A 17,703-nucleotide genomic window follows, 5' to 3' on the forward strand; every position below is an offset into this window, starting at 1 on the left:
GGTGTCCGGTCTCTCCAGTGTCGTCGTCGGTCACAGTTCGCGCAGTGCGGGCAGGAGCTCCTTCTCGGCCCAGGCGATGAAGGGGAGTTGCTGATCGCCGCCCACTTGGATGAGGGCGATCTCGGTGAATCCGGCTTCCGCGTAAGGGCGTACCGCTTCGACGAAGAGGTCGACATCGTCGCCGCAGGGAATCGTCTGCGCCACGTCCTGCGGAGTGACGTACTCGGTCGCTCCGGCGAATCCCGAAGGACCCGGGAGTTCTGAGTTCACCGGCCAGCCTCCGACGGACCAGCGGAACTGATCGTGCGCGCGAGCGATCGCCGCGTCCCGGTCGGTGTCGTAGCAGACCGGGAGCTGGCCCACCCGCGGCTTGCCGCGGCCGCCGTGCCGGTCGAAGGAGTCGAGCAGTTCGGGCTTGGGCTCGGTGGCGATGACCAGGTCCGCGAGTCGGCCGGCGAGCGAGCAGGAGAGCTCGCCGGAGACGGCCACGCCGATGGGCGGCAGCTCGTCCGGCAGATCCCAGAGCCTGGCGTTCGCCACGTCGAAGTGGGCACCTTGGTGATTGACGTTGCCTCCGGCGAAGAGCGCCCTGATGATCTCCACCGCCTCTTCGAGCATCTCGATCCGAATCCGCGGAGACGGCCAGCCCGCACCCACCACATGTTCGTTGAGGCTCTCTCCGGAGCCCAGCCCGAGCCGGAATCGCCCCTGGGAGAGCAGCTGCATGGTCGCGGCCTTCTGCGCGATCACTGCCGGGTGATAACGGACGGTCGGACAGGTCACGTAGGTCATCAGCGGGATCCGGTCGGTGGCCTGCGCTGCCGCACCGAGCACACTCCACGCGTACGGAGCGTGGCCCTGAGACGCGAGCCAGGGGAAGTAGTGGTCGGAGGTGACGGAGAAGTCGAAGCCTGCCCGCTCCGCGGCTACCACGTCCTCCACGAGTGCACGGGGGCCCGCCTGCTCGGTCATCATCGTGTAGCCGATTTGCACCATAGTGAGCGGGTTGCCGATATCGTCCCTCCCGAAACATCGCCGAGGCATCGCCAAGCCGGGATGTCGGCCCTTCGACCGGCGGCCCACCCATCGGCACACGGCTCCCGCCTGCCACAATGGAGTCAGCACCGGTGTTCGGCGGAACTCGCCGCGGACGATGGAGGAGCCCTGTGCCACTGCCCTCGAACCCGTTGCGGAAACTGGGCTTCCTGACCATCGGGCTGTTCGACGGAGACAATCCGGGCCAGGGACACGAGTCGACACTTGAAATCATCGAGCTGGGTGAGCGGCTCGGATTCGACAGCGCGTGGGTGCGACACCGTCATCTTCAGTACGGCATCTCCTCGCCGGTCGCCGTGCTGGCGGCGGCATCACAGCGCACCAGCCGCATCGAGCTGGGCACCGCGGTCATCCCTCTGGGATGGGAGAACCCACTGCGGCTGGCCGAGGACCTGGCGACGGTCGACATCCTGTCCCGCGGCCGCCTCAATCCGGGCCTCAGTGTCGGCCCGCCGATGCACTACGACCAGGTCAAGAGCGCGCTGTACCCCGACACCGCCGACGCGGAGGACTTCAGCTACGACCGCATGGAACGGCTGCTGGACTTCGTGCGCGGGAAACCTGCCACGGACTTCAGCGGCGTCGAGGGCTTCGAGGTGTTCTCCGACCGCGTTCAGCCTCACTCCCCCGGCCTGGGCCGGCGCATGTGGTACGGCGGCGGAAGCCTGCGGTCGGCTCAGTGGGCCGGCGAACACGGTATGAACTTCCTGACCAGCAGCGTGGTGAAGGCGGAGGAGTCGGAGGACTTCGCCGAGATCCAGCTCTCGCACATCCGGGCCTTCCGCACCCACCATCCCGACGGTGACCGCGCCCGTGTCTCGCAGGGCCTCGTCGTCATCCCCACCGACAGCGCCACGCCGGAGCAGCGCGCGAAGTACGAGGAGTACGCCCGCAAGCGGATGCCCCGTACCGCCACACCTCAGGGACCGGCGCGCATGATGTTCGCCCCCGACCTCGTCGGCAGCAGCGACGAGATCGCCGAACGGCTCTACGCCCACGCGGCGTTCCGGGAGGTCGACGAGGTGGCGTTCGCGCTGCCCTTCACCTTCGGCCACGACGACTACGTCCAGATCCTCACCGACATCGCCACCAGGCTCGGCCCTCGACTCGGCCGGCAAACGGCGGCCTGATTCACCCTGCCAGGGCTGCCGGGGCTGCCGGGGCTGCCGGGGCTGCCGGACGATCGTTTGGCGCGACTCCGTCGAGGACGGTGTCGATGACATCGCACACGAACTGGTCGCTGAGTGGTGCGTGACCGTGCAGCAGCCGGTGGTAGACCGGGCCGTAGAGCAGGTCCAGTACGACTTCGATCTTGGTGTCGGCGGAGATCTCGCCGCGCTCGATCGCGCGGCGGAAGATCGCACGAGCCTGGTCCCGACGGGGTTCGACGAAGCGTGCGTGATACTCCTGGGCGAACTGTGGATCTGTCTGCACCTGGGTGAGCAGGGCCGCGACCACACGTCCGTACGGACGCCGGTCGGCGAGCCCCACCCAGGGACGCAGAAGGCTGCCCAGGTCGTCGCGGAGCGATCCGGTGTCAAGGGCCGCCGGGACCTCGGCCCATTCGTGATACAGGGCGTCCGCCGCGAGGGTCTCCTTGGTCGGCCACCAGCGGTAGATCGTCGCCTTGCTGACGCCCGCCCGAGCGGCGACGGTGTCCATGCTCACGGCGGACAGGCCACGCTCCAGAAGAAGTTCCGCCGCCGCGTCGAGGATCGCCTCGCGCGCCTTCTCGCTGCGCGGTCTGCCGCGCTGTGGGACCGCCTCCTGCTGGTCAGTCTTCACGTGCGGCTCCCGCCGGCGCCGGCTTCGGCACGTCGACGGGGCTCGGACCGGCCGGTCGACGGGGTTCTGCGGCCGTGTGGTCAAGGACCTCGTAGAGGGAAGCGATGTCGCGGTGTGCGTAACCCAGTTGTTCGGCCTTGGTCAGCATGGTGTCGGTGACGGCGGCCGAGGGAACCGGGAGGCCTAGGTCGTCGGCGGCTTCCAGGACGAGCCCGATGTCTTTGTGCATGAGCTCCACATCGAACCACCCGTGTTCGGGCAGGTCCAGTATGAGCGGGACGCGCGCCTGCACGGTCGGCGATCCGATGGCGCTGGTGGCCATCACCCGCGCTGCCAGTGTCCGGTCGATTCCACCGCGTTCGGCCAGCAGGACGCCCTCGCTGAAGGCGAGGATCTGCGCGGCGAGGCTGATGTTGATGGCGAGCTTGAGCAGCAGTGCCTGGCCGTTCGCGCCGACATGGGTGACCGTATGGCCGACCTGGTGCAGTAGCGGCTCGACCGCCTGGAAGGCCTCGTCCGGGCCGCCGACCATGATGGCGAGGGTGCCGTCGGCTGCCGCGGTGACGCTGCCGGAGACCGGGGCGTCGAGCAGGGTGGCGCCCAGAGCCTGCACACGTTGTGCCAGCTCCCGGCTGGCCTGCGGGCTGACCGTGCTCATGTCGACGTAGACGTTGCCCGGGGCCAGACCGGCGAGAATCCCGTCCGGGCCTGAGGTGACCGCCTTCAGCGCCGCGTCATCGGTGACCATGCTGAAGACCACGTCGGCCTCCGCGGCGACCTCACGCGGGGTCGCGCGCCAGGCCATGCCCCGGTCCATCAGTTCTCCTGCCCGGGACTCCGTGCGGTTCGTGCCGTACACCTGGTTGCCGTCCAGCAGGCGGCCGGCGATCCGGCTGCCCATGGCGCCCAGCCCGACGAATCCGATCGTGGTCATGGTCGTCACCTTCCTTCGGTTTCTTCGATCTCGCTGATGTCCTGTTCGGTGAGTTCCAGGTCCGCCGCGGCGACGACCGGGTCCACCTGTGCGGGCCGACGGAATCCGGTGATCGCGCCGTCCACCGCGCTGTTGTGCAGCGCCCACGCGACCGCGACGGCCCCCGCGTTCACTCCGTGCCGGTCGGCGACCACCTGCAGCCGCGCGACCAGTGCCAGGTGCCGCGACAGGTGCGGCTCGGCGAACCGCGGGTCGCGGGCGCGCCAGTCGTCCGCCGGAAGGTGCTCGATACGCTCGCGCGTCATCGCGCCGGTGAGCAGGCCGGAGCCCATCGGCGAGTAGACGATGACGCCGATCCCCTCGTGTTCGGCGAAGGGCAGGATCTCGTCCTCGACACCACGGTCGACCAACGAGTACTGCGGCTGGAGGGTCTCCACGGGCGCGATCGCCTGGATGCGCCGCAGCTGCCCGACGTCGAAGTTGGATACGCCGATGTGACGCACGAGCCCCTGCTCCTTCAGTTCGGCCAGGGCCGACCAGCCCTCCTCGATGTCCTCCTCAGGGATCGGCCAGTGGATCTGGTACAGGTCGATCGCGTCGATGCCGAGCCGTGTCAGGCTCGCCTCGGCCTCCCGCAGGACCGAGTCCCGCTTGAGGCTGTGGCGGACGTGGCCGGTGCCGTCGTCGAGCAGGGACGCCTTGGTGAACACGTACGGCCGCTCCGTCAGGCCTGCTATCGCCCGGCCGACCACCTGCTCGGACCGGCCGAAGCCATAGGCGGCCGCGGTGTCTATCCAGTTGACCCCGAGCTCCAGTGCCCGATGGATCGCGGCCACCGACTCGCCGTCCTCCTGCGGACCCCAGCCGAACTCCCAGCCGCCTCCGCCGATCGCCCACGCCCCGACACCCACCCGGGTGATCTCCATGCCGGTGGCGCCCAGCTTGCCCGTCCTGAGCTTCGTCGAATGCATAGCTCCTCCAGTGCGCCGGGGAGACCGGACCCCGCGGGTCCGGAACACCCTCCCCGCATAAACAAAACTAAACTGACAGTTTCGAAACGACAAGAGAAAGCCGGACATTTCGTACGAAACTCCGAAGCAGGTCGGTCGTCGGCGCCCAGCAGCCGTCGACGGCCGGACCCGTAGACGTCGTACCGTCGTCCCCGTCCCGGGAGGCCGATGATCGTCACCATCCCGGGACGGGGACGAATCGAGGGTGGGAGCGGATGACACGCACGGTGACCGGCACCTCGCACGCCCCCGACCCGCGGCGGACACGCGGAAGGCGCGGGCGGACCTGGGGGCTGCTGGGCTGCGGCCTCGTGCTCGCCGCTCCCGTCGGGCTGCTCCTCGTACGGCTGACGGGACTTGACGCGGGAACGCCCCTCGCGGTGCCCATGGTGCTCTTCCCTTACTCAGCCGTGCTCAGCGTGCTGGTACTGGGCGTCATGGTCACCGTTCCCGCTCTGCGCTCGCGATGGGCGGTGGCGGTCGTCGCGGCTCTCGTGGTCGTTCAAACAGGGCTGCTGGTACCGCGGTTCGTCCCTGAGAGCCGTCATGTTCCGCCGGGCGCAGCGGAGTTGCGTGTGGCAACCCTCAACACCGATGTCGGCGGCGCCGATCCGCGCGCGGTGGTGGAGTTGGTCCGCACCGAGCGGATCGATGTGCTCGCCCTGGAGCAACTGCCGCCCAGCGGGGTGGCCGCGCTGGACAAGGCGGGTCTGGGCGCGCTGATGCCGTACCGCGAACTCCACCCGGAGTACGACTCCTCGATCTACTCACGGCGCCCGCTGTCGCACGGCGGTACGACGGACGCCGACACCGCCTGGCCCCAGACCACCGCCGAGATGACCGTCGGCGGACGCACGGTGAAGTTCGTGGCCGTCCACACCTACTACCCGCTGGGAGACGCGGACCGCTGGACGCGGGACATGACCGCACTCACCTCCCTGGCCCGGCGCAGCGGCCCCGACACCGTGTTCCTCGGCGACTTCAACGCCTCCCTGGACCACGCCCCGATGCGCAGACTGCTGGCCGCCGGGCTCACCGACACCCACGCCGAACTCGGCCACGGATGGCCCCGCACCTGGCCTGTCGGCCTTCCGGTCGTGCCGCCGATGGTCCAGCTGGACCATGTCCTGCACGGATCCGGCCTGGCGGCGGTCTCCGTGGGCGAGCGCACGCTGCCGGGTACGGACCATCGGGCCGTCGTGGCGGTACTGGCACTGCTTCCGGTGTAGGGCGGGGCCGGCCGGCCGCGGTCACCAGGTCGGCATCATGGCCTCGGGATAGCGGGAGCCGGCAGCGCCCTGCGGCAGGATCCGCTGGACGCGGGCGAGGTCCTCGGGGGTGAGCGTGACGTGCGCAGAGGCTACGTTCAGGGCGACACGGTCGGGACTGCGGGTGCCAGGGATGGGCACGATGTCGTCGCCCTGGGCAAGCAGCCAGGCCAGGGCCAGCTGTGTGACAGCGATGCCTTTGGAGTCCGCGAGCTCGGTCAGCCGACGCACGGCGGCGAGGTTCCTCTCGTAGTTCCCGGGCTGCCAGCGCTCGTCCCAGCTGCGCATGTCGTCGGCGGGGTACTCGGCGGCGGGCCGCACCGCTCCGGTGAGGAAGCCGCGGCCCAGCGGCGAGTACGGCACGAACCCGATGCCCAGCTCGCGCACCACCGGCAGCACCTCCGCCTCCACGGCACGCTCGAACACCGAGTACTCGGTCTGCAGAACGGAGACCGGGTGAACTGCGTGGGCTCGCCGGATGACGTCGGGGCCGGCCTCGCTGAGGCCGAAGTAGCGCACCTTGCCTTCGGCGATCAGCTCACCGACCGCTCCTGCCACGTCCTCGATGGGTACGTCCGGGTCGACACGGTGTTGGTAGAGCACGTCGATGTGGTCGGTGCCGAGGTGGCGCAGGCTCTGCTCGGTGACCTCCCGGATGTGCTCGGGCCGGCTGTCCAGACCGGCCCCGATCTTGTTCGGGTCGGTCAGATCGAAGCCGAACTTCGTGGCGATGACGATGTCGTCGCGGAAGGTGTGCACGGCGCGGCCCAGCAGCTGTTCGTTGCTCCCGCTGCCCATGCCGTACAGCTCCGCCGTGTCGAAAAGGGTGACGCCCAGTTCGTGGGCCCGGCGGATGGTGGCCATGCCGCCCGTCTCGTCGGCGGCGCCGTAGGCCATCGTCATGCCCATCGTGCCGAGGCCGATCGCCCCGACCTCCAGGCCCTGGGTGCCGAGTTTGCGCTGGGGCAGGCCCTTGTTCGTGTCGTCCTGAGTCATACCGTCCACGCTAGGCGGGCGGCCACCGCGGGTCATGGGGCGCTGATCGCATAGGATTGCCCAATCCTCTCACCACGGGAGTGCGTCTTGCTCGACCAGCTTGCCGCCGCCATCGCCCGGCACACGGACGGCTGGTGGTCCATCACCCCGGTGCCCCGCCTGACGGTGGTCGCACTCGACGAGCTCGTCGCCGCCACCGATCTGCTGTACGAGCCGATGGTCTGCTTCGTCGCCGACGGCGCCAAGCGCACCCTCGCGGGCGACCGGAGCTGGGTGGCCGGCCGCGGGGAGATGTTCTTGAGCTCGGTCGTGCTGCCGGTCACGGCCACCTTCGAGCGGGCGCCGTACCGTTCAGCGGTGCTGCACCTCGACAGCCGGGTGCTCACAGATCTGCTGCTGGAACTGGACGAGACAAGCCCAAGCGCGATTCCCGGCCCAGGTGGGCAGGTCACCGCTGCGATGACGGCGGAACTCGTCGAGGCGGTCACCCGGTGGGTGCGACTGCTCGACACCCCGGACGACATCCGCCCCCTGGCGGGCCGTATGGAAAGCGAGATCCTCTACCGATTGCTCGGCAGTCCGCTCGGCCCGGTCCTGCGCCAGTTCGCGATGGTCGACTCCGGTGCGTCCCGGATCCGGGACGCCGCCGCATGGATCAGCACGCACTACAGCGCACCGCTCACCGTGGAGGAGATCGCGGCGGCGGCACACATGAGCAGCGCCACGCTGCACCGCCATTTCAAGGCCGCCACCGGCATGAGCCCTATGCGCTTCCAGAAACAGCTGCGCCTGCAGCAGGCGCGCCGCCTGCTGGTGGGTGGGGACACCACGGCGGCCCAAGCCGCCGAAGCGGTCGGATACGCGAGCGCCACCCAGTTCAGCAGGGAGTACCGACACGCCTACGGCCTCCCGCCGGCCCAGGACGCGGTCCGGCTGCGCGGCCGGCTGATGACTGCCGAGTGAGCGATCGGCGCGAGGCCTCGGATCGGGTGTTCGCGAGGCCGCCTCACCGCTGCGGACCGCGTGGTAGCTTCCGTATACAAGGTGTATGCGATCTCTGGGGGTAGTGGTGGCGTCGGGTCGGGAGAAGGCGTACGCGTACCTCAAGGACACGGTGCTGACGGATCCGGCGATGCAGGGAGAGTTTCTCTCGGAGCAGGACATCGCCGACCGGATCGGGGTGTCGCGCACCCCCATCCGGGAAGCGCTGCTGCTGCTCGCCGCCGAGGATCTCGTACAGCTGGTGCCCAAGCGGGGTGCGCGTGTGGCGCCGCTGTCGGGCCGGGAGATCTCCGAGCTGATGGAGCTGCGCGGGATCGTCGAGCGGTACGCGGCGCAGCAGGTCATCGGTGCGAAGCGGGTTCCGCTGGAGGAGCTGGGTGATCTCCTGCGGCGGCAGCGGGAGTTGAACGGTCCTGACCAGGCCAAGGAGTTCATCGCCGTCGATCACCTCTTCCACTCCACCCTCGTGTCCGCCGTGGGCAACACACTGCTCGAACGGCACTACGACGGGCTGCGCAGCCGTCAGGTCAGGACAGGAGTGGTGGCGCTCTACAACCAGCACGGCCGCCAGGAGGCGGTGCTCCATGAGCACCAGGACATCCTCACCGCGCTCGCGGCCGGGGACGCGACGGCCGCGTGCGCCGCGATCGACAGTCATCTGCAGTCGACGCTGAAGGTGCTGCTCGCCGGTTAGGCAGAGGCGAGCGAGTCACCCTTGCGGGTAGGTGAAGACGAGCATGGTGACGCCTTCGGCCGTCGTCCAGGGGCCGTGCGGCATCCCCGGTGGGCGGCAGGCGTACGAGCCCTGCGGGAACGTCTCATCAAGGGTGAGGTCATGCATATCGCCCTGGAGGATCCAGACCTCTTCCCAGAAGTCGTGCCGGGTCACGCCGTCGGCGGACGTGTCGGTGCCCGGCGCCCACCGGACGAGCGTGGTGCGGTGCGCACCGGACGCGTCCTCGGCGAGTACGCGCTCTTCGATCCCCTCGACGGCACCGGCCGGCGCTGTCCAGGGTCCCGCGGGCAGGTGGAACTCGAGCTCCGGTTTGCTCATGACGCCAGCCCCAGGCGGCGGTTGGCCAGCACCGACGTCTTCTTGCGGACCGCCGCGACCTCGTCGACATCCAGCTCGGCGATCAGCAGACCCGGCTCCGCCTCCAGGCCGGCGCGTACGGTCCCGTCGGGGCCGACCACCATGCTGTGCCCGATACCCGTGGGAACCGAGGAGTGCGCGACGACTCCCCCGGCTGCCGGGTCGGCCTGGTCCACGGCCGCGACCCAGAGGGTGGCGTCCAGGGCGCGAGCACGGACCAGCAGATCCCACTGCTCCCGCTTGCCAGGACCGGCGCCCCAGGACGCCGCCAGCAGCGTCGATACGGCTCCCGCGTCGGCGTGCGCCCGGAACAGTTCGGGGAAGCGCACGTCGTAGCACGTGGCCAGTCCCATGCGTACGCCGTCGATGTCGATCGTGACGATCCGCGAGCCCGCGGCGACCGTGTCCGACTCGGCGTAGCCGAAGGCGTCGTACAGATGGATCTTGTCGTACGTGGCCTCGACGCCCGGCCCTGTGGCCAGCAGGGTGTTGGCCACCCGGCCGTGCGGAGCCGGGGTGAACATGCCCGCCACCACGACGGTGCCGGCCGCGGCGGCGATGGCGCGCACCGCGTCCGCCCAGGCGCCGTCGAGGGGCTGCGCGATCGGCGCCAAGGGGGTACCGAAGCAGGCCATCGACGCTTCGGGGAACACGACGACGCGGGCTCCGGCCGCCGCGGCACGATGGGTCTCGTCCTCGATGAGTGCGAGGTTCTTCTCGGGTTCGGGTCCGCTGGTGAACTGGCTCAAAGCGATACGCACGGGCGGCCTTTCTGCGTCGTGACGGATGCGTGGTCGTGACGGATGCGGGTGGGTGTCGGCGCGGGATCAGGAAACCTTGGCGGCGTGCTCGGATGCGTGCGCGACGCGACGCGTGTCTTCGTCGACGGCGTGGTCGGCGTCCCGGCCAAGGGACAGGCCGGTGATGGTGACGGCCGCGGCGACGGCGATGTACAGCGCCAGCGGAACCCAGCTGTCGTACGAGCTCAGCAGGGCGGTGAACAGCAGCGGTGCGACCGCGCCGCCGATGAGGCCGGCGAGCGTGTAGGCCAGCGAGGAGCCGGTATAGCGCAGCTTCTGCGAGAACTGCTCGGCGATGAAGGCCGCTTGCGGCCCGTACATGACGGAGTGGATGACCAGACCCACGACGACGCCGAACGCGAGGAGGGGCCAGCTGCCGCTGTCGGCCAGCGGGAAGAACGCGAACGGCCACACGCCCGCCGCCACGGCTGCGCCGCCGTACAGCAGACGCCGGTTGACCCGGTCGGACAGCGCTCCGGCGAGCGGGATGAGGAAGATCTGGAGTGAGGAGCCGATGAGTACGGCGGCCAGGGCGGAGCCGCGCGACATGCCCAGATGGTCGGTGGCGTAGGTGAGGACGAAGACGGTGAACATCGCGTAGAGCACGTCGGGGCCGACCCGGCAGAGGATGGCCGCGCACAGGGCGCGGGGCTGGGTGGTGAACACCTCGCGGATCGGCGCCTCGGGCCGGGACTCTTCGGCCTGCATCGCCTTGAACACCGGTGTCTCCTCCAGCTTGGCCCGGATCCACAGTCCGAAGCCGACCAGAACGCCGGACAGCAGGAACGCGACGCGCCAGCCCCAGGACAGGAACTGATCCTCCGTCAGCAGTGCGCCGAGGGCGGCCAGGACGCCGTTCGCCAGGAGGTTGCCCGCGGGCGGTCCGACCTGTGCGGCGGAGGCGTAGAAGCCGCGGCGGCGCGGGTCGCCGAACTCGCTGGACAGCAGGACGGCGCCGCCCCACTCGCCGCCCACGCCGACGCCCTGAGCGAAGCGCAGCACGACCAGGGCGATGGGCGCGGCGATACCGACGGTGCCGTAGGCGGGCAGCAGGCCGATCAGGAAGGTGGCCGCGCCGATGAGGACCAGCGTGGCGATGAGGACCTTCTTGCGGCCGATGACATCGCCGAGCCTGCCGAAGACGAAGCCGCCGAGCGGACGGGAGAGATAGCCGACGGCGTAGGTGGAGAAGGCCAGGAGAGTGCCGGTGAGCGGGTCCTCCGAGGGGAAGAAGAGGTCGCCGAAGACCAGCGCCGCGGCGGCCGAGTAGACCGCGAAGTCGTACCACTCCAGGGCGGTGCCGGTGAGGCTGGCGAAGAAGGCGCGGCGGATGCCGGAGCGGCCCGGCGGCGGCGCCTCCGTGGCCTGCTGGGTGTGCTGCATGCTGCCTGTTCCTTGCGTCGGGGGACGTCGACCTTTCGGCATACTTCTTGTATACAGGTCGTATGCGCAACCCCTGCGCCGGAAGTTAACCGCTTCGAAACCGATGTCTCCAGGAGTTCCCGTGGCCGTGCTGACCTTCGAACTGCCCGATGGTTCTGTCCGTGATGTCGATGTCCGGCAGGTACTCAACGCCGGGTACGCCGGGCGCAGCCAGCAGGATGTCGCCGCGCACGTCGCCGAGCTGGCCGAGCTCGGCGTGCCCGCGCCGTCGGTGACCCCGGCGCTCTATCCCGTCTCCCCCTACCTCGCCCAGCAGACCGACACCGTCGCCGCCCAGCACGCCCACACCTCCGGCGAGGCCGAGTGGGCCCTGATCGTCGCCGCGGACGGAGAACTGCTGCTCACCGCCGCCTGCGACCACACCGACCGGGATCTCGAAGTGCACGGGGTCGCCTGGAGCAAGAACGCGGGCCCGGACGTGCTCGCCCGCCGCGCCTGGCGGCTGGCGGATGTGGAAGCGCGCCTCGACGAGCTCACTCTGCGGGCCTGGGTCACCCACGACGGCAAGGAGTCCGAGATCCAGAACGGCACGCTCGCCGAGTTGCTCACTCCGGGCTACTGGGCCGAAGTGCTGCGCTCCCGGGGCGACTTGATCCCCGGCACCGTCCTCATCTCCGGGACCATCCCGATGACCGAGGACGTGGACCAGTTCGCCGAGACCTGGCGCGTGGAGCTGGGTGACCCGGCGACCGGAGACACCATCCGCCTGGCCTACGACGTGATTCCGATGCCCGAACCGATCGGCTAGGACAGGTCCTACGGGCGCCGGAGTCCCGTAGCGGTGGCCGGGCTCCGCTACGGGGCGGTCCTGCCGAGGTCGAGGCGCCCGATGTGGGCCACGTTCTCCCGGTCGTCGGCGTCGGCGCCGGGCCCGGCGGCGAACCAGGCGTCGAGGATCTCCCTGAGCAGTGGCTCGGACGTCAGCCGCAGGCTGAGCGCCAGCACATTGGCGTCGTTCCAGCGGCGTGCGCCGTCCGCCGTGTACGCGTCCGTGCACAGGGCCGCTCGTACCCCCGGCACCTTGTTCGCGGCGATCGACGCGCCGGTGCCGGTCCAGCAGCAGACGACGGCCTGGTCCGAGGCCCCGGTGGCGACCTCGCGGGCCGCCGCCTCCGAGCAGAACGCCCACTGGGTGGTGTCGCCGGGCTGGAGCGCCCCGTGTGTCAGTACCTCGTGGCCGCGACCGCGCAACTCCGTGACGAGGTGCCGGGCCACTGGTTCGTCCATGTCCGAGGAAACGGAGATCCGCATGTCTCGAAGACTACGCAGCGGATGAGCCGGATGTCTTCGGACCTCTGCCGCAGACACTGCTCGGCGTGATCAACTGGCAGCACGGTGGCGGCAACGACCCGCTGCTGCCGCGGGTGCGCTCGGCACACTCGCGGGTGTACAGAGAGGGGAAGACGTGAGTGAGAGTCGGCGACCGGACGGATCGGCAAGGCTGAACACCTCGGTGGCGCACAATGCCCGGGTCTGGAACTACTGGATCGGCGGCAAGGACAACTACGAGGTCGACCAGCGGGTGGGCGAGCAGGTCGCCGCCATGTTCCCGGTCATCCGGGACGTGGCCCGCGCCGACCGCGAGTTCCTCGGACGTGCGGTCCAGTACCTGGCCGCCGACTGCGGCGTACGGCAGTTCCTGGACATCGGCACCGGACTGCCGACGATGGACAACACCCATCAGATCGCCCAGCGGATCGCGCCCGAGTCGCGGATCGTGTACGTCGACAACGACCCCATCGTGCTCGTCCACGCCCGTTCCCTGCTGACCGGCACCCCGGAGGGGACCACCGACTACATCGACGCCGACGTCCACCAACCGGACACCATCGTCCAGGGCGCCGCGGCTGCCCTCGACCTCGGCCGGCCGGTCGCGGTCATGATGCTCGGCATCCTCAACTTCGTCCTCGACACCGGTCAGGCACAGGACATCGTGCGCCGCGTCATGGCCGCGGTCCCCTCAGGCAGCTACCTCGCCCTGACCCACCCCACCACCGACGCCGACCTCGGCGGCGAGGGCAACGTCGAGGCCATGGACTTCTGGAACAAGAACGCCACCCCGCCGATCACCGCCCGCAGCCGAGCCGAGGTCACCGCCTTCTTCGACGGCCTGGACCTGATCACTCCGGGACTCGTCTCCTGCTCGCAATGGCATGCCGACACCGAATCCCCCGCCGTACTCCCGCAGTTCGGCGCCGTCGCCCGGAAACCCTGACGGCCCGGAGCTGCGCCGTCCTCGTCGGCCGCGGCACTCACTGAGCGCTCAGGGTCCTGGTCCTCGGGGCCGGGTTCGGCACGTCGTTCTCTCTCAACGGCCAGAGAGCAGCGGCCTCGCCCGTCGTCGTCGGAGCCGCGCCCACGCTGCCCGAGGGGGCACGCAAGGAGGCCGGCGGGTTCGCGTGGGTCACGCCGAAGGGCTGGCAGCGGGTGGTGAAGACCCCGGCGCCGATGTGCACTACATCTCGCCGGACGGCAAACAGGAGGTTGTCGCCAACTCTGCCTTAGCCTCGGGCAACTTGATGGAGACATGGCAGGCCTCGGAGCAGAACGCCCGCCAGGGCCCGGACTACTGGAAGATTCGCCTGACAGAGGCCACCTTCCGCGGCTGGCCTGCGGTCGTCTGGGAGTACACCTTCACAATTACAGGGACGCACTGGCACGCGCTACTCGTCGGCTTCATCGCCTACGGCAAGTCGTACCGGATCGGCACCTGGTATCAGTCCGACATCGAGACCGAGGCGCTCAAGACTTACAGCGTGGTCAAGGACAGCTTCACCGTGCTGTGAACGTCCGAAATGCGTGCTGGCAACCTCATGAGTCGGCTCATCTAAGGACTGTCCTGCAACTGCTCTCGGTCAGGTCACGGCTTGTCCCGATCGATACCGATGGCGCCGGCAGAACGGAGCGCGTGGCCCAGGTCTCCGGTGAGGATGCGAGGGCGTCGGCGCCACCACCACAGGTCTGCGTAGGCGGCGTGTGGAACTGATCGAGGGCCTGGCCGTCGCCCTGAACTGGTCGTCCATTGCCTTGGTCCTCGGTTTCCAGAGCTGGACGACGTGGTCCTTCACCAGGAGCCACGCCTCGTGGAGCCGGCACCGTACGGGCCAAGTGCTCCGCGGACACCGCCCTTTACGTCCAGTTCGGCGGGGAGCACCCGGTGGGCTGCGTCCGGCCGCTGTGCGAGAGACACGCCGCGCGGAAGTCCCTTCTGGGAATATTGTCAACGTACCAATCAGCCGAACCGTATTGAGATCGTTTATCCATTCTGTAGGCTCCCCCCTGTCATGACTCGGACCACCGCTTCCAGGCACGGTCCGTCATCACTCACACGCCGGGGACCCCAGTGGCACTCCACGCACGAACCGCACCACCCGCGAGCCGTCCGCCAGGTCAAGAGACGGTTCCCAAGCGCCGGATGTCGCTGCGGACGATCCTGTTCGCACTCGCCTTGGTGCCCTGCCTCGTCCTGGTCGCCCTGGCAGCGACGGACTCGGCCCAGCAGTACGGGGAGTGGCGTGAGGTCCACGACCGGCAGGGGTCGACAGAGCGCTTCACGGAGCCGCTTCTCGGCGTCATCTCCGCTGCGCAGACGGAGCGGCGGCTGACCTCGACGGCGCTGTCGGCTCCCCAGGCGGACCGGTCCGAACTGACGCGTCAGCGTGGGCTCACCGACACAGCCGTCCGACGCCTCGACGCGCTGTCCGGTTCCGTACCGGAGGATCTTGACGAAACGTTCCGGAAGCTCGACCAGGCCATGCGGCGACTGCCCGACCAGCGCGACGCCCTGGACCAGGGATCCGCCGACCCGGATCAGACCTTCGACGACTACACCGAGATCATCACCTGGGACCTGGAGATGCTCGAGGGCTTCAGCAACGTGGGCTTCGGCGAACAGGCCGCGCTCAGCCGGCCGACGTTCGACGCCGCGTGGGGCCTGGAGATGATCGCGCGCGAGGACGCGATCATCGCCTCCGGGGTGGCGAGCGGCCGGCTCACCGATGAGCAGCGCTTCCAGCTCGCCGGCGCGATCGGCGCCCAGCGGCACATCTACGACGACAAGATCGTGGCGCAGCTGCCCGCGCCGTTGGCCAAGTCCTACGAGAGCGTGCTCTCCAGTGCCGACTGGAAGGAGAAGGTCGGGATCGAGACAGGCCTCCTCAGCACCAAGAAGGAGGACGAGGCCGGCCGGACCCCCGTGGCCGCCTCGGTCGGCCTACAGTGGCAGCAGGTCCGCACCGACATCACACCCGAGCTGGACAAGGCCGGCGACGCGGTCGCCTCCGACCTCGACGCCGTCACCAACGGCGAACTCGACGGCCTGGTGCAAACCTTGATCATCACAGCCGCCGCGAGCGCGGCTGCCGTGCTGCTGCTGCTCCTGTTCACACTGCGTCTGACCGGAATCCTGCGCCTGCGGATCTTCGCGCTCCGCTCGGAGGCCCTGGAACTGCAGACCCGGCTGCCCGACATGGTGGAGCGGCTGCGCCGGGGCGAGAAGGTCGACACCGACGCCGAACTGCCCGAGATCCGCCACGCCGACGACGAACTCGGCCAGCTCGGCCAGGCCCTCAACCAGGCCCGCGGTTCGTCCCTGGAGATCGCCGTACGAGAGGTCGAGCTGTACCGCGGTTTCGAGCGCCTGCTGCAACGTATCGCCAGGCGGACCCAGTTGCTCATCGGCATGCAGCTCAGGCGGCTCGGTGAGATGCAGCGCCAGCACGAGGACCCCGCGGTCCTCGAAGGTCTCTTCGACCTCGACCACCTGGCGGCCCGGCTGCGCCGCTACGAGGAGAACCTGGTCATCCTCGGCAACGGACAGCCGCAGCGCCGCTGGCGTAGGCCCGTACTGCTGCTGGACGTCCTGCGTTCCGCGCAGAGCGAGGTGCAGGACTACCGCCGCATCCGGATCGACATCGACGTCGAGGCCTGGCTGTCCGAGCGCGCCGTCGGTCCCGTGGCACACCTGCTGGCGGAGCTGATGGAGAACGCGGTGTCCTTCTCCAAGCCGCCGACGCCGGTCGAGGTGACCGTGTCCCAGGTGGGCCGCGGCGTCGCGATCGAGATCGAGGACCGCGGCATGGGCATGGAGCCCGAGCAGTACGACGCGGCCAACGCGCTGATGGCCGAACCGCCCCGGATGGACGTCATGTCCCGCGCCGACGACGCCCGGCTGGGGCTGTACGTCGTGGCCCGGCTCTCCGCCAACCTGGGTCTCAAGGTGGAGCTGCGGCCCTCGTCCTTCGGGGGCACGCGGGTGGTCGTCCTGGTGCCCGGGGAGCTGATCACCGACGGGGGACCGCTGTCGGAGGAAATCTCGACCGACGCCTTCCATACCTACCCCGACCAGCTCGCGCTGCACAGCACGCCCGCCCAGGCGGACACCCACCCGGATCTACGGCCGCGGCTCCGGCCCGGCGACCGGGAGGAGTTCATCCGTCCGCTCGTCGGTCCCTGGATCGAGCCGCAGGCCCGGCCCGCTCCGGCTCCAGCTCCGGCTCCGGCTCCGAGGCAGGCCAACGACCCACTGCCCCGGCGAGTACGGCAGGCCAGCCTCGCCAGCGAACTCCGGCAGCCTCCCCCCGCGCACCCCGAGGCGCCGTACACGGACACGGCCGAAGCCCAGCCTCTGCCCCGTCGGAACGGGGCACGCCCCGGCGCCACTGCCGGCGCCTTCCAACGCCAGTCCCGGGCCGCCCGGCTCAGACACACCCCCGAACACCAACGCGACGATCCCGCACCGGGACCCGAACGGACCCGGAAGGAAGACGGACGATGACTCTGCGAAGCACTGCCACCAACTCTGACCTCGACTGGCTGCTCGATCGTCTGGTCGACCAGGTCCCGGGCACCCGGAACGCCGTGGTGCTGTCCGACGACGGTCTGGTCGTCAGTCAGTCCAGCAGCATCGCCCGGGTCGACGCCGAACGCTTGGCCGCCATCGCCACCGGGCAGCAGAGCCTGGCGCGCGGAGTCGGCGAGGTGTTCGGTGGCGGTGCGGTCCGCCAGCTGATCATCGAACTCGAGGAACTGTGGCTGTTCATCAGCTCCGCCGGCCGGGGCACCCACCTGGCGGTCGTCGCGGACCAGGAGGTGGACGCGGAGGTGATGGCCGTGGCGATGGACACCCTCGTACAGCAAGTGGGACAGCATCTGGGCACCGAAGTACGGGTCGTCCAGGGGCTTGCGCAGGACTGGGGATCCTCCCGCTCCGGCGTGGCAGGAACGGGGGGAGGACGTGAGTGAAACATTGGGCCGACGCGGCGGCGGACGACGATGACTCCGAGGAAAGCCTCGTCAGGGCATACACGGTCACCCA

General features: G+C 69.5%; 18 protein-coding genes. 9 read left to right on the forward strand and 9 right to left on the reverse strand.

Going from position 1 to position 17,703, the window contains the following annotated elements:
• Window positions 1-30: 30 nt before the first annotated feature.
• Window positions 31-996: an LLM class F420-dependent oxidoreductase gene (locus AB0N66_RS14625; protein ID WP_365433383.1), complete on the reverse strand. Its 966-nt coding sequence runs from the start codon at window positions 994-996 to the stop codon at window positions 31-33.
• Window positions 997-1,166: 170 nt separating this feature from the next.
• Here AB0N66_RS14625 and AB0N66_RS14630 point away from each other — a divergent pair, with 170 nt between their 5' ends.
• Window positions 1,167-2,186, forward strand: a complete 1,020-nt coding sequence (locus tag AB0N66_RS14630) for an LLM class flavin-dependent oxidoreductase (RefSeq protein ID WP_365433386.1) — start codon at window positions 1,167-1,169, stop codon at window positions 2,184-2,186.
• A gap of 1 nt (window position 2,187) precedes the next feature.
• Here the strand turns inward: AB0N66_RS14630 and AB0N66_RS14635 are convergent, their stop codons facing one another.
• From AB0N66_RS14635 to AB0N66_RS14645, 3 genes are read right to left on the reverse strand one after another with little or no spacing between them, the layout of a single operon-like run.
• The gene (locus AB0N66_RS14635) at window positions 2,188-2,841 is read right to left on the reverse strand and encodes a TetR/AcrR family transcriptional regulator (protein WP_365433389.1); all 654 of its coding nucleotides are present in this window, start codon (window positions 2,839-2,841) and stop codon (window positions 2,188-2,190) included.
• Window positions 2,831-3,775 (reverse strand): NAD(P)-dependent oxidoreductase, encoded by a 945-nt coding sequence (locus AB0N66_RS14640; protein WP_365433392.1) that lies wholly within the window; start codon window positions 3,773-3,775, stop codon window positions 2,831-2,833. Before AB0N66_RS14640 ends, AB0N66_RS14635 begins: the two co-directional genes overlap by 11 nt.
• 5 nt (window positions 3,776-3,780) lie before the next feature.
• A complete protein-coding gene (locus AB0N66_RS14645; RefSeq protein ID WP_365433395.1) occupies window positions 3,781-4,746 on the reverse strand; it encodes an aldo/keto reductase in 966 nt (321 codons plus the stop codon).
• Window positions 4,747-5,000: 254 nt separating this feature from the next.
• Here AB0N66_RS14645 and AB0N66_RS14650 point away from each other — a divergent pair, with 254 nt between their 5' ends.
• Complete coding sequence (locus tag AB0N66_RS14650; protein WP_365433398.1) at window positions 5,001-6,014, forward strand: endonuclease/exonuclease/phosphatase family protein; 1,014 nt, start codon at window positions 5,001-5,003, stop codon at window positions 6,012-6,014.
• A gap of 21 nt (window positions 6,015-6,035) precedes the next feature.
• Here the strand turns inward: AB0N66_RS14650 and AB0N66_RS14655 are convergent, their stop codons facing one another.
• Window positions 6,036-7,049: an aldo/keto reductase gene (locus tag AB0N66_RS14655; RefSeq protein ID WP_365433401.1), complete on the reverse strand. Its 1,014-nt coding sequence runs from the start codon at window positions 7,047-7,049 to the stop codon at window positions 6,036-6,038.
• 87 nt (window positions 7,050-7,136) lie between these two features.
• On the opposite strand from AB0N66_RS14655, the gene AB0N66_RS14660 reads away from it, so the two are divergent.
• A complete protein-coding gene (locus AB0N66_RS14660; protein WP_365433404.1) occupies window positions 7,137-8,012 on the forward strand; it encodes an AraC family transcriptional regulator in 876 nt (291 codons plus the stop codon).
• A 106-nt stretch (window positions 8,013-8,118) separates the two neighbouring features.
• On the forward strand, window positions 8,119-8,745 hold the full coding sequence (locus AB0N66_RS14665) for a GntR family transcriptional regulator (RefSeq protein WP_365433655.1): 627 nt from the start codon (window positions 8,119-8,121) through the stop codon (window positions 8,743-8,745).
• Between the two features lie 15 nt (window positions 8,746-8,760).
• On the opposite strand, the gene AB0N66_RS14670 is transcribed toward AB0N66_RS14665, so the two are convergent.
• The 3 genes from AB0N66_RS14670 to AB0N66_RS14680 form a co-directional block, all read right to left on the reverse strand.
• Window positions 8,761-9,105: a cupin domain-containing protein gene (locus tag AB0N66_RS14670; protein ID WP_365433407.1), complete on the reverse strand. Its 345-nt coding sequence runs from the start codon at window positions 9,103-9,105 to the stop codon at window positions 8,761-8,763.
• Entirely contained in the window at window positions 9,102-9,905 is an 804-nt protein-coding gene (locus AB0N66_RS14675) for a nitrilase-related carbon-nitrogen hydrolase (protein WP_365433410.1), read from the reverse strand. The genes AB0N66_RS14670 and AB0N66_RS14675 overlap by 4 nt, the downstream gene beginning before the upstream one ends.
• A gap of 66 nt (window positions 9,906-9,971) precedes the next feature.
• On the reverse strand, window positions 9,972-11,327 hold the full coding sequence (locus tag AB0N66_RS14680; protein ID WP_365433413.1) for an MFS transporter: 1,356 nt from the start codon (window positions 11,325-11,327) through the stop codon (window positions 9,972-9,974).
• Window positions 11,328-11,448: 121 nt separating this feature from the next.
• Here AB0N66_RS14680 and AB0N66_RS14685 point away from each other — a divergent pair, with 121 nt between their 5' ends.
• The gene (locus AB0N66_RS14685) at window positions 11,449-12,135 is read left to right on the forward strand and encodes a DUF2848 domain-containing protein (protein WP_365433416.1); all 687 of its coding nucleotides are present in this window, start codon (window positions 11,449-11,451) and stop codon (window positions 12,133-12,135) included.
• 47 nt (window positions 12,136-12,182) lie between these two features.
• On the opposite strand, the gene AB0N66_RS14690 is transcribed toward AB0N66_RS14685, so the two are convergent.
• Complete coding sequence (locus tag AB0N66_RS14690) at window positions 12,183-12,638, reverse strand: RpiB/LacA/LacB family sugar-phosphate isomerase (protein WP_365433419.1); 456 nt, start codon at window positions 12,636-12,638, stop codon at window positions 12,183-12,185.
• Window positions 12,639-12,792: 154 nt separating this feature from the next.
• On the opposite strand from AB0N66_RS14690, the gene AB0N66_RS14695 reads away from it, so the two are divergent.
• From AB0N66_RS14695 to AB0N66_RS14710, 4 genes are all read left to right on the forward strand, one after another.
• Window positions 12,793-13,602 carry an SAM-dependent methyltransferase gene (locus tag AB0N66_RS14695; protein WP_365433422.1) on the forward strand — a complete coding sequence of 270 codons (810 nt, stop codon included), beginning with the start codon at window positions 12,793-12,795 and terminating at the stop codon, window positions 13,600-13,602.
• Window positions 13,603-13,786: 184 nt separating this feature from the next.
• On the forward strand, window positions 13,787-14,173 hold the full coding sequence (locus AB0N66_RS14700; protein WP_365433426.1) for a hypothetical protein: 387 nt from the start codon (window positions 13,787-13,789) through the stop codon (window positions 14,171-14,173).
• Window positions 14,174-14,802: 629 nt separating this feature from the next.
• The gene (locus tag AB0N66_RS14705; protein WP_365433429.1) at window positions 14,803-17,163 is read left to right on the forward strand and encodes a nitrate- and nitrite sensing domain-containing protein; all 2,361 of its coding nucleotides are present in this window, start codon (window positions 14,803-14,805) and stop codon (window positions 17,161-17,163) included.
• A complete protein-coding gene (locus tag AB0N66_RS14710) occupies window positions 17,160-17,630 on the forward strand; it encodes a roadblock/LC7 domain-containing protein (RefSeq protein ID WP_365433432.1) in 471 nt (156 codons plus the stop codon). Before AB0N66_RS14705 ends, AB0N66_RS14710 begins: the two co-directional genes overlap by 4 nt.
• Window positions 17,631-17,703 lie beyond the last annotated feature (73 nt).

Origin of the sequence: Streptomyces sp. NPDC093544 (assembly GCF_040683495.1) — a bacterium.
GTDB lineage: Bacteria > Actinomycetota > Actinomycetes > Streptomycetales > Streptomycetaceae > Streptomyces.

Coding starts and splice junctions, on each gene's coding strand:
- AB0N66_RS14690 (WP_365433419.1), bottom strand. CDS start 12,638: ATGCGGATCTCCGTTTCCTCGGACATGGACGAACCAGTGGCCCGGCAC.
- AB0N66_RS14710 (WP_365433432.1), top strand. CDS start 17,160: ATGACTCTGCGAAGCACTGCCACCAACTCTGACCTCGACTGGCTGCTC.
- AB0N66_RS14640 (WP_365433392.1), bottom strand. CDS start 3,775: ATGACCACGATCGGATTCGTCGGGCTGGGCGCCATGGGCAGCCGGATC.
- AB0N66_RS14670 (WP_365433407.1), bottom strand. CDS start 9,105: ATGAGCAAACCGGAGCTCGAGTTCCACCTGCCCGCGGGACCCTGGACA.
- AB0N66_RS14625 (WP_365433383.1), bottom strand. CDS start 996: ATGGTGCAAATCGGCTACACGATGATGACCGAGCAGGCGGGCCCCCGT.
- AB0N66_RS14680 (WP_365433413.1), bottom strand. CDS start 11,327: ATGCAGCACACCCAGCAGGCCACGGAGGCGCCGCCGCCGGGCCGCTCC.
- AB0N66_RS14705 (WP_365433429.1), top strand. CDS start 14,803: ATGTCGCTGCGGACGATCCTGTTCGCACTCGCCTTGGTGCCCTGCCTC.
- AB0N66_RS14650 (WP_365433398.1), top strand. CDS start 5,001: ATGACACGCACGGTGACCGGCACCTCGCACGCCCCCGACCCGCGGCGG.
- AB0N66_RS14645 (WP_365433395.1), bottom strand. CDS start 4,746: ATGCATTCGACGAAGCTCAGGACGGGCAAGCTGGGCGCCACCGGCATG.
- AB0N66_RS14655 (WP_365433401.1), bottom strand. CDS start 7,049: ATGACTCAGGACGACACGAACAAGGGCCTGCCCCAGCGCAAACTCGGC.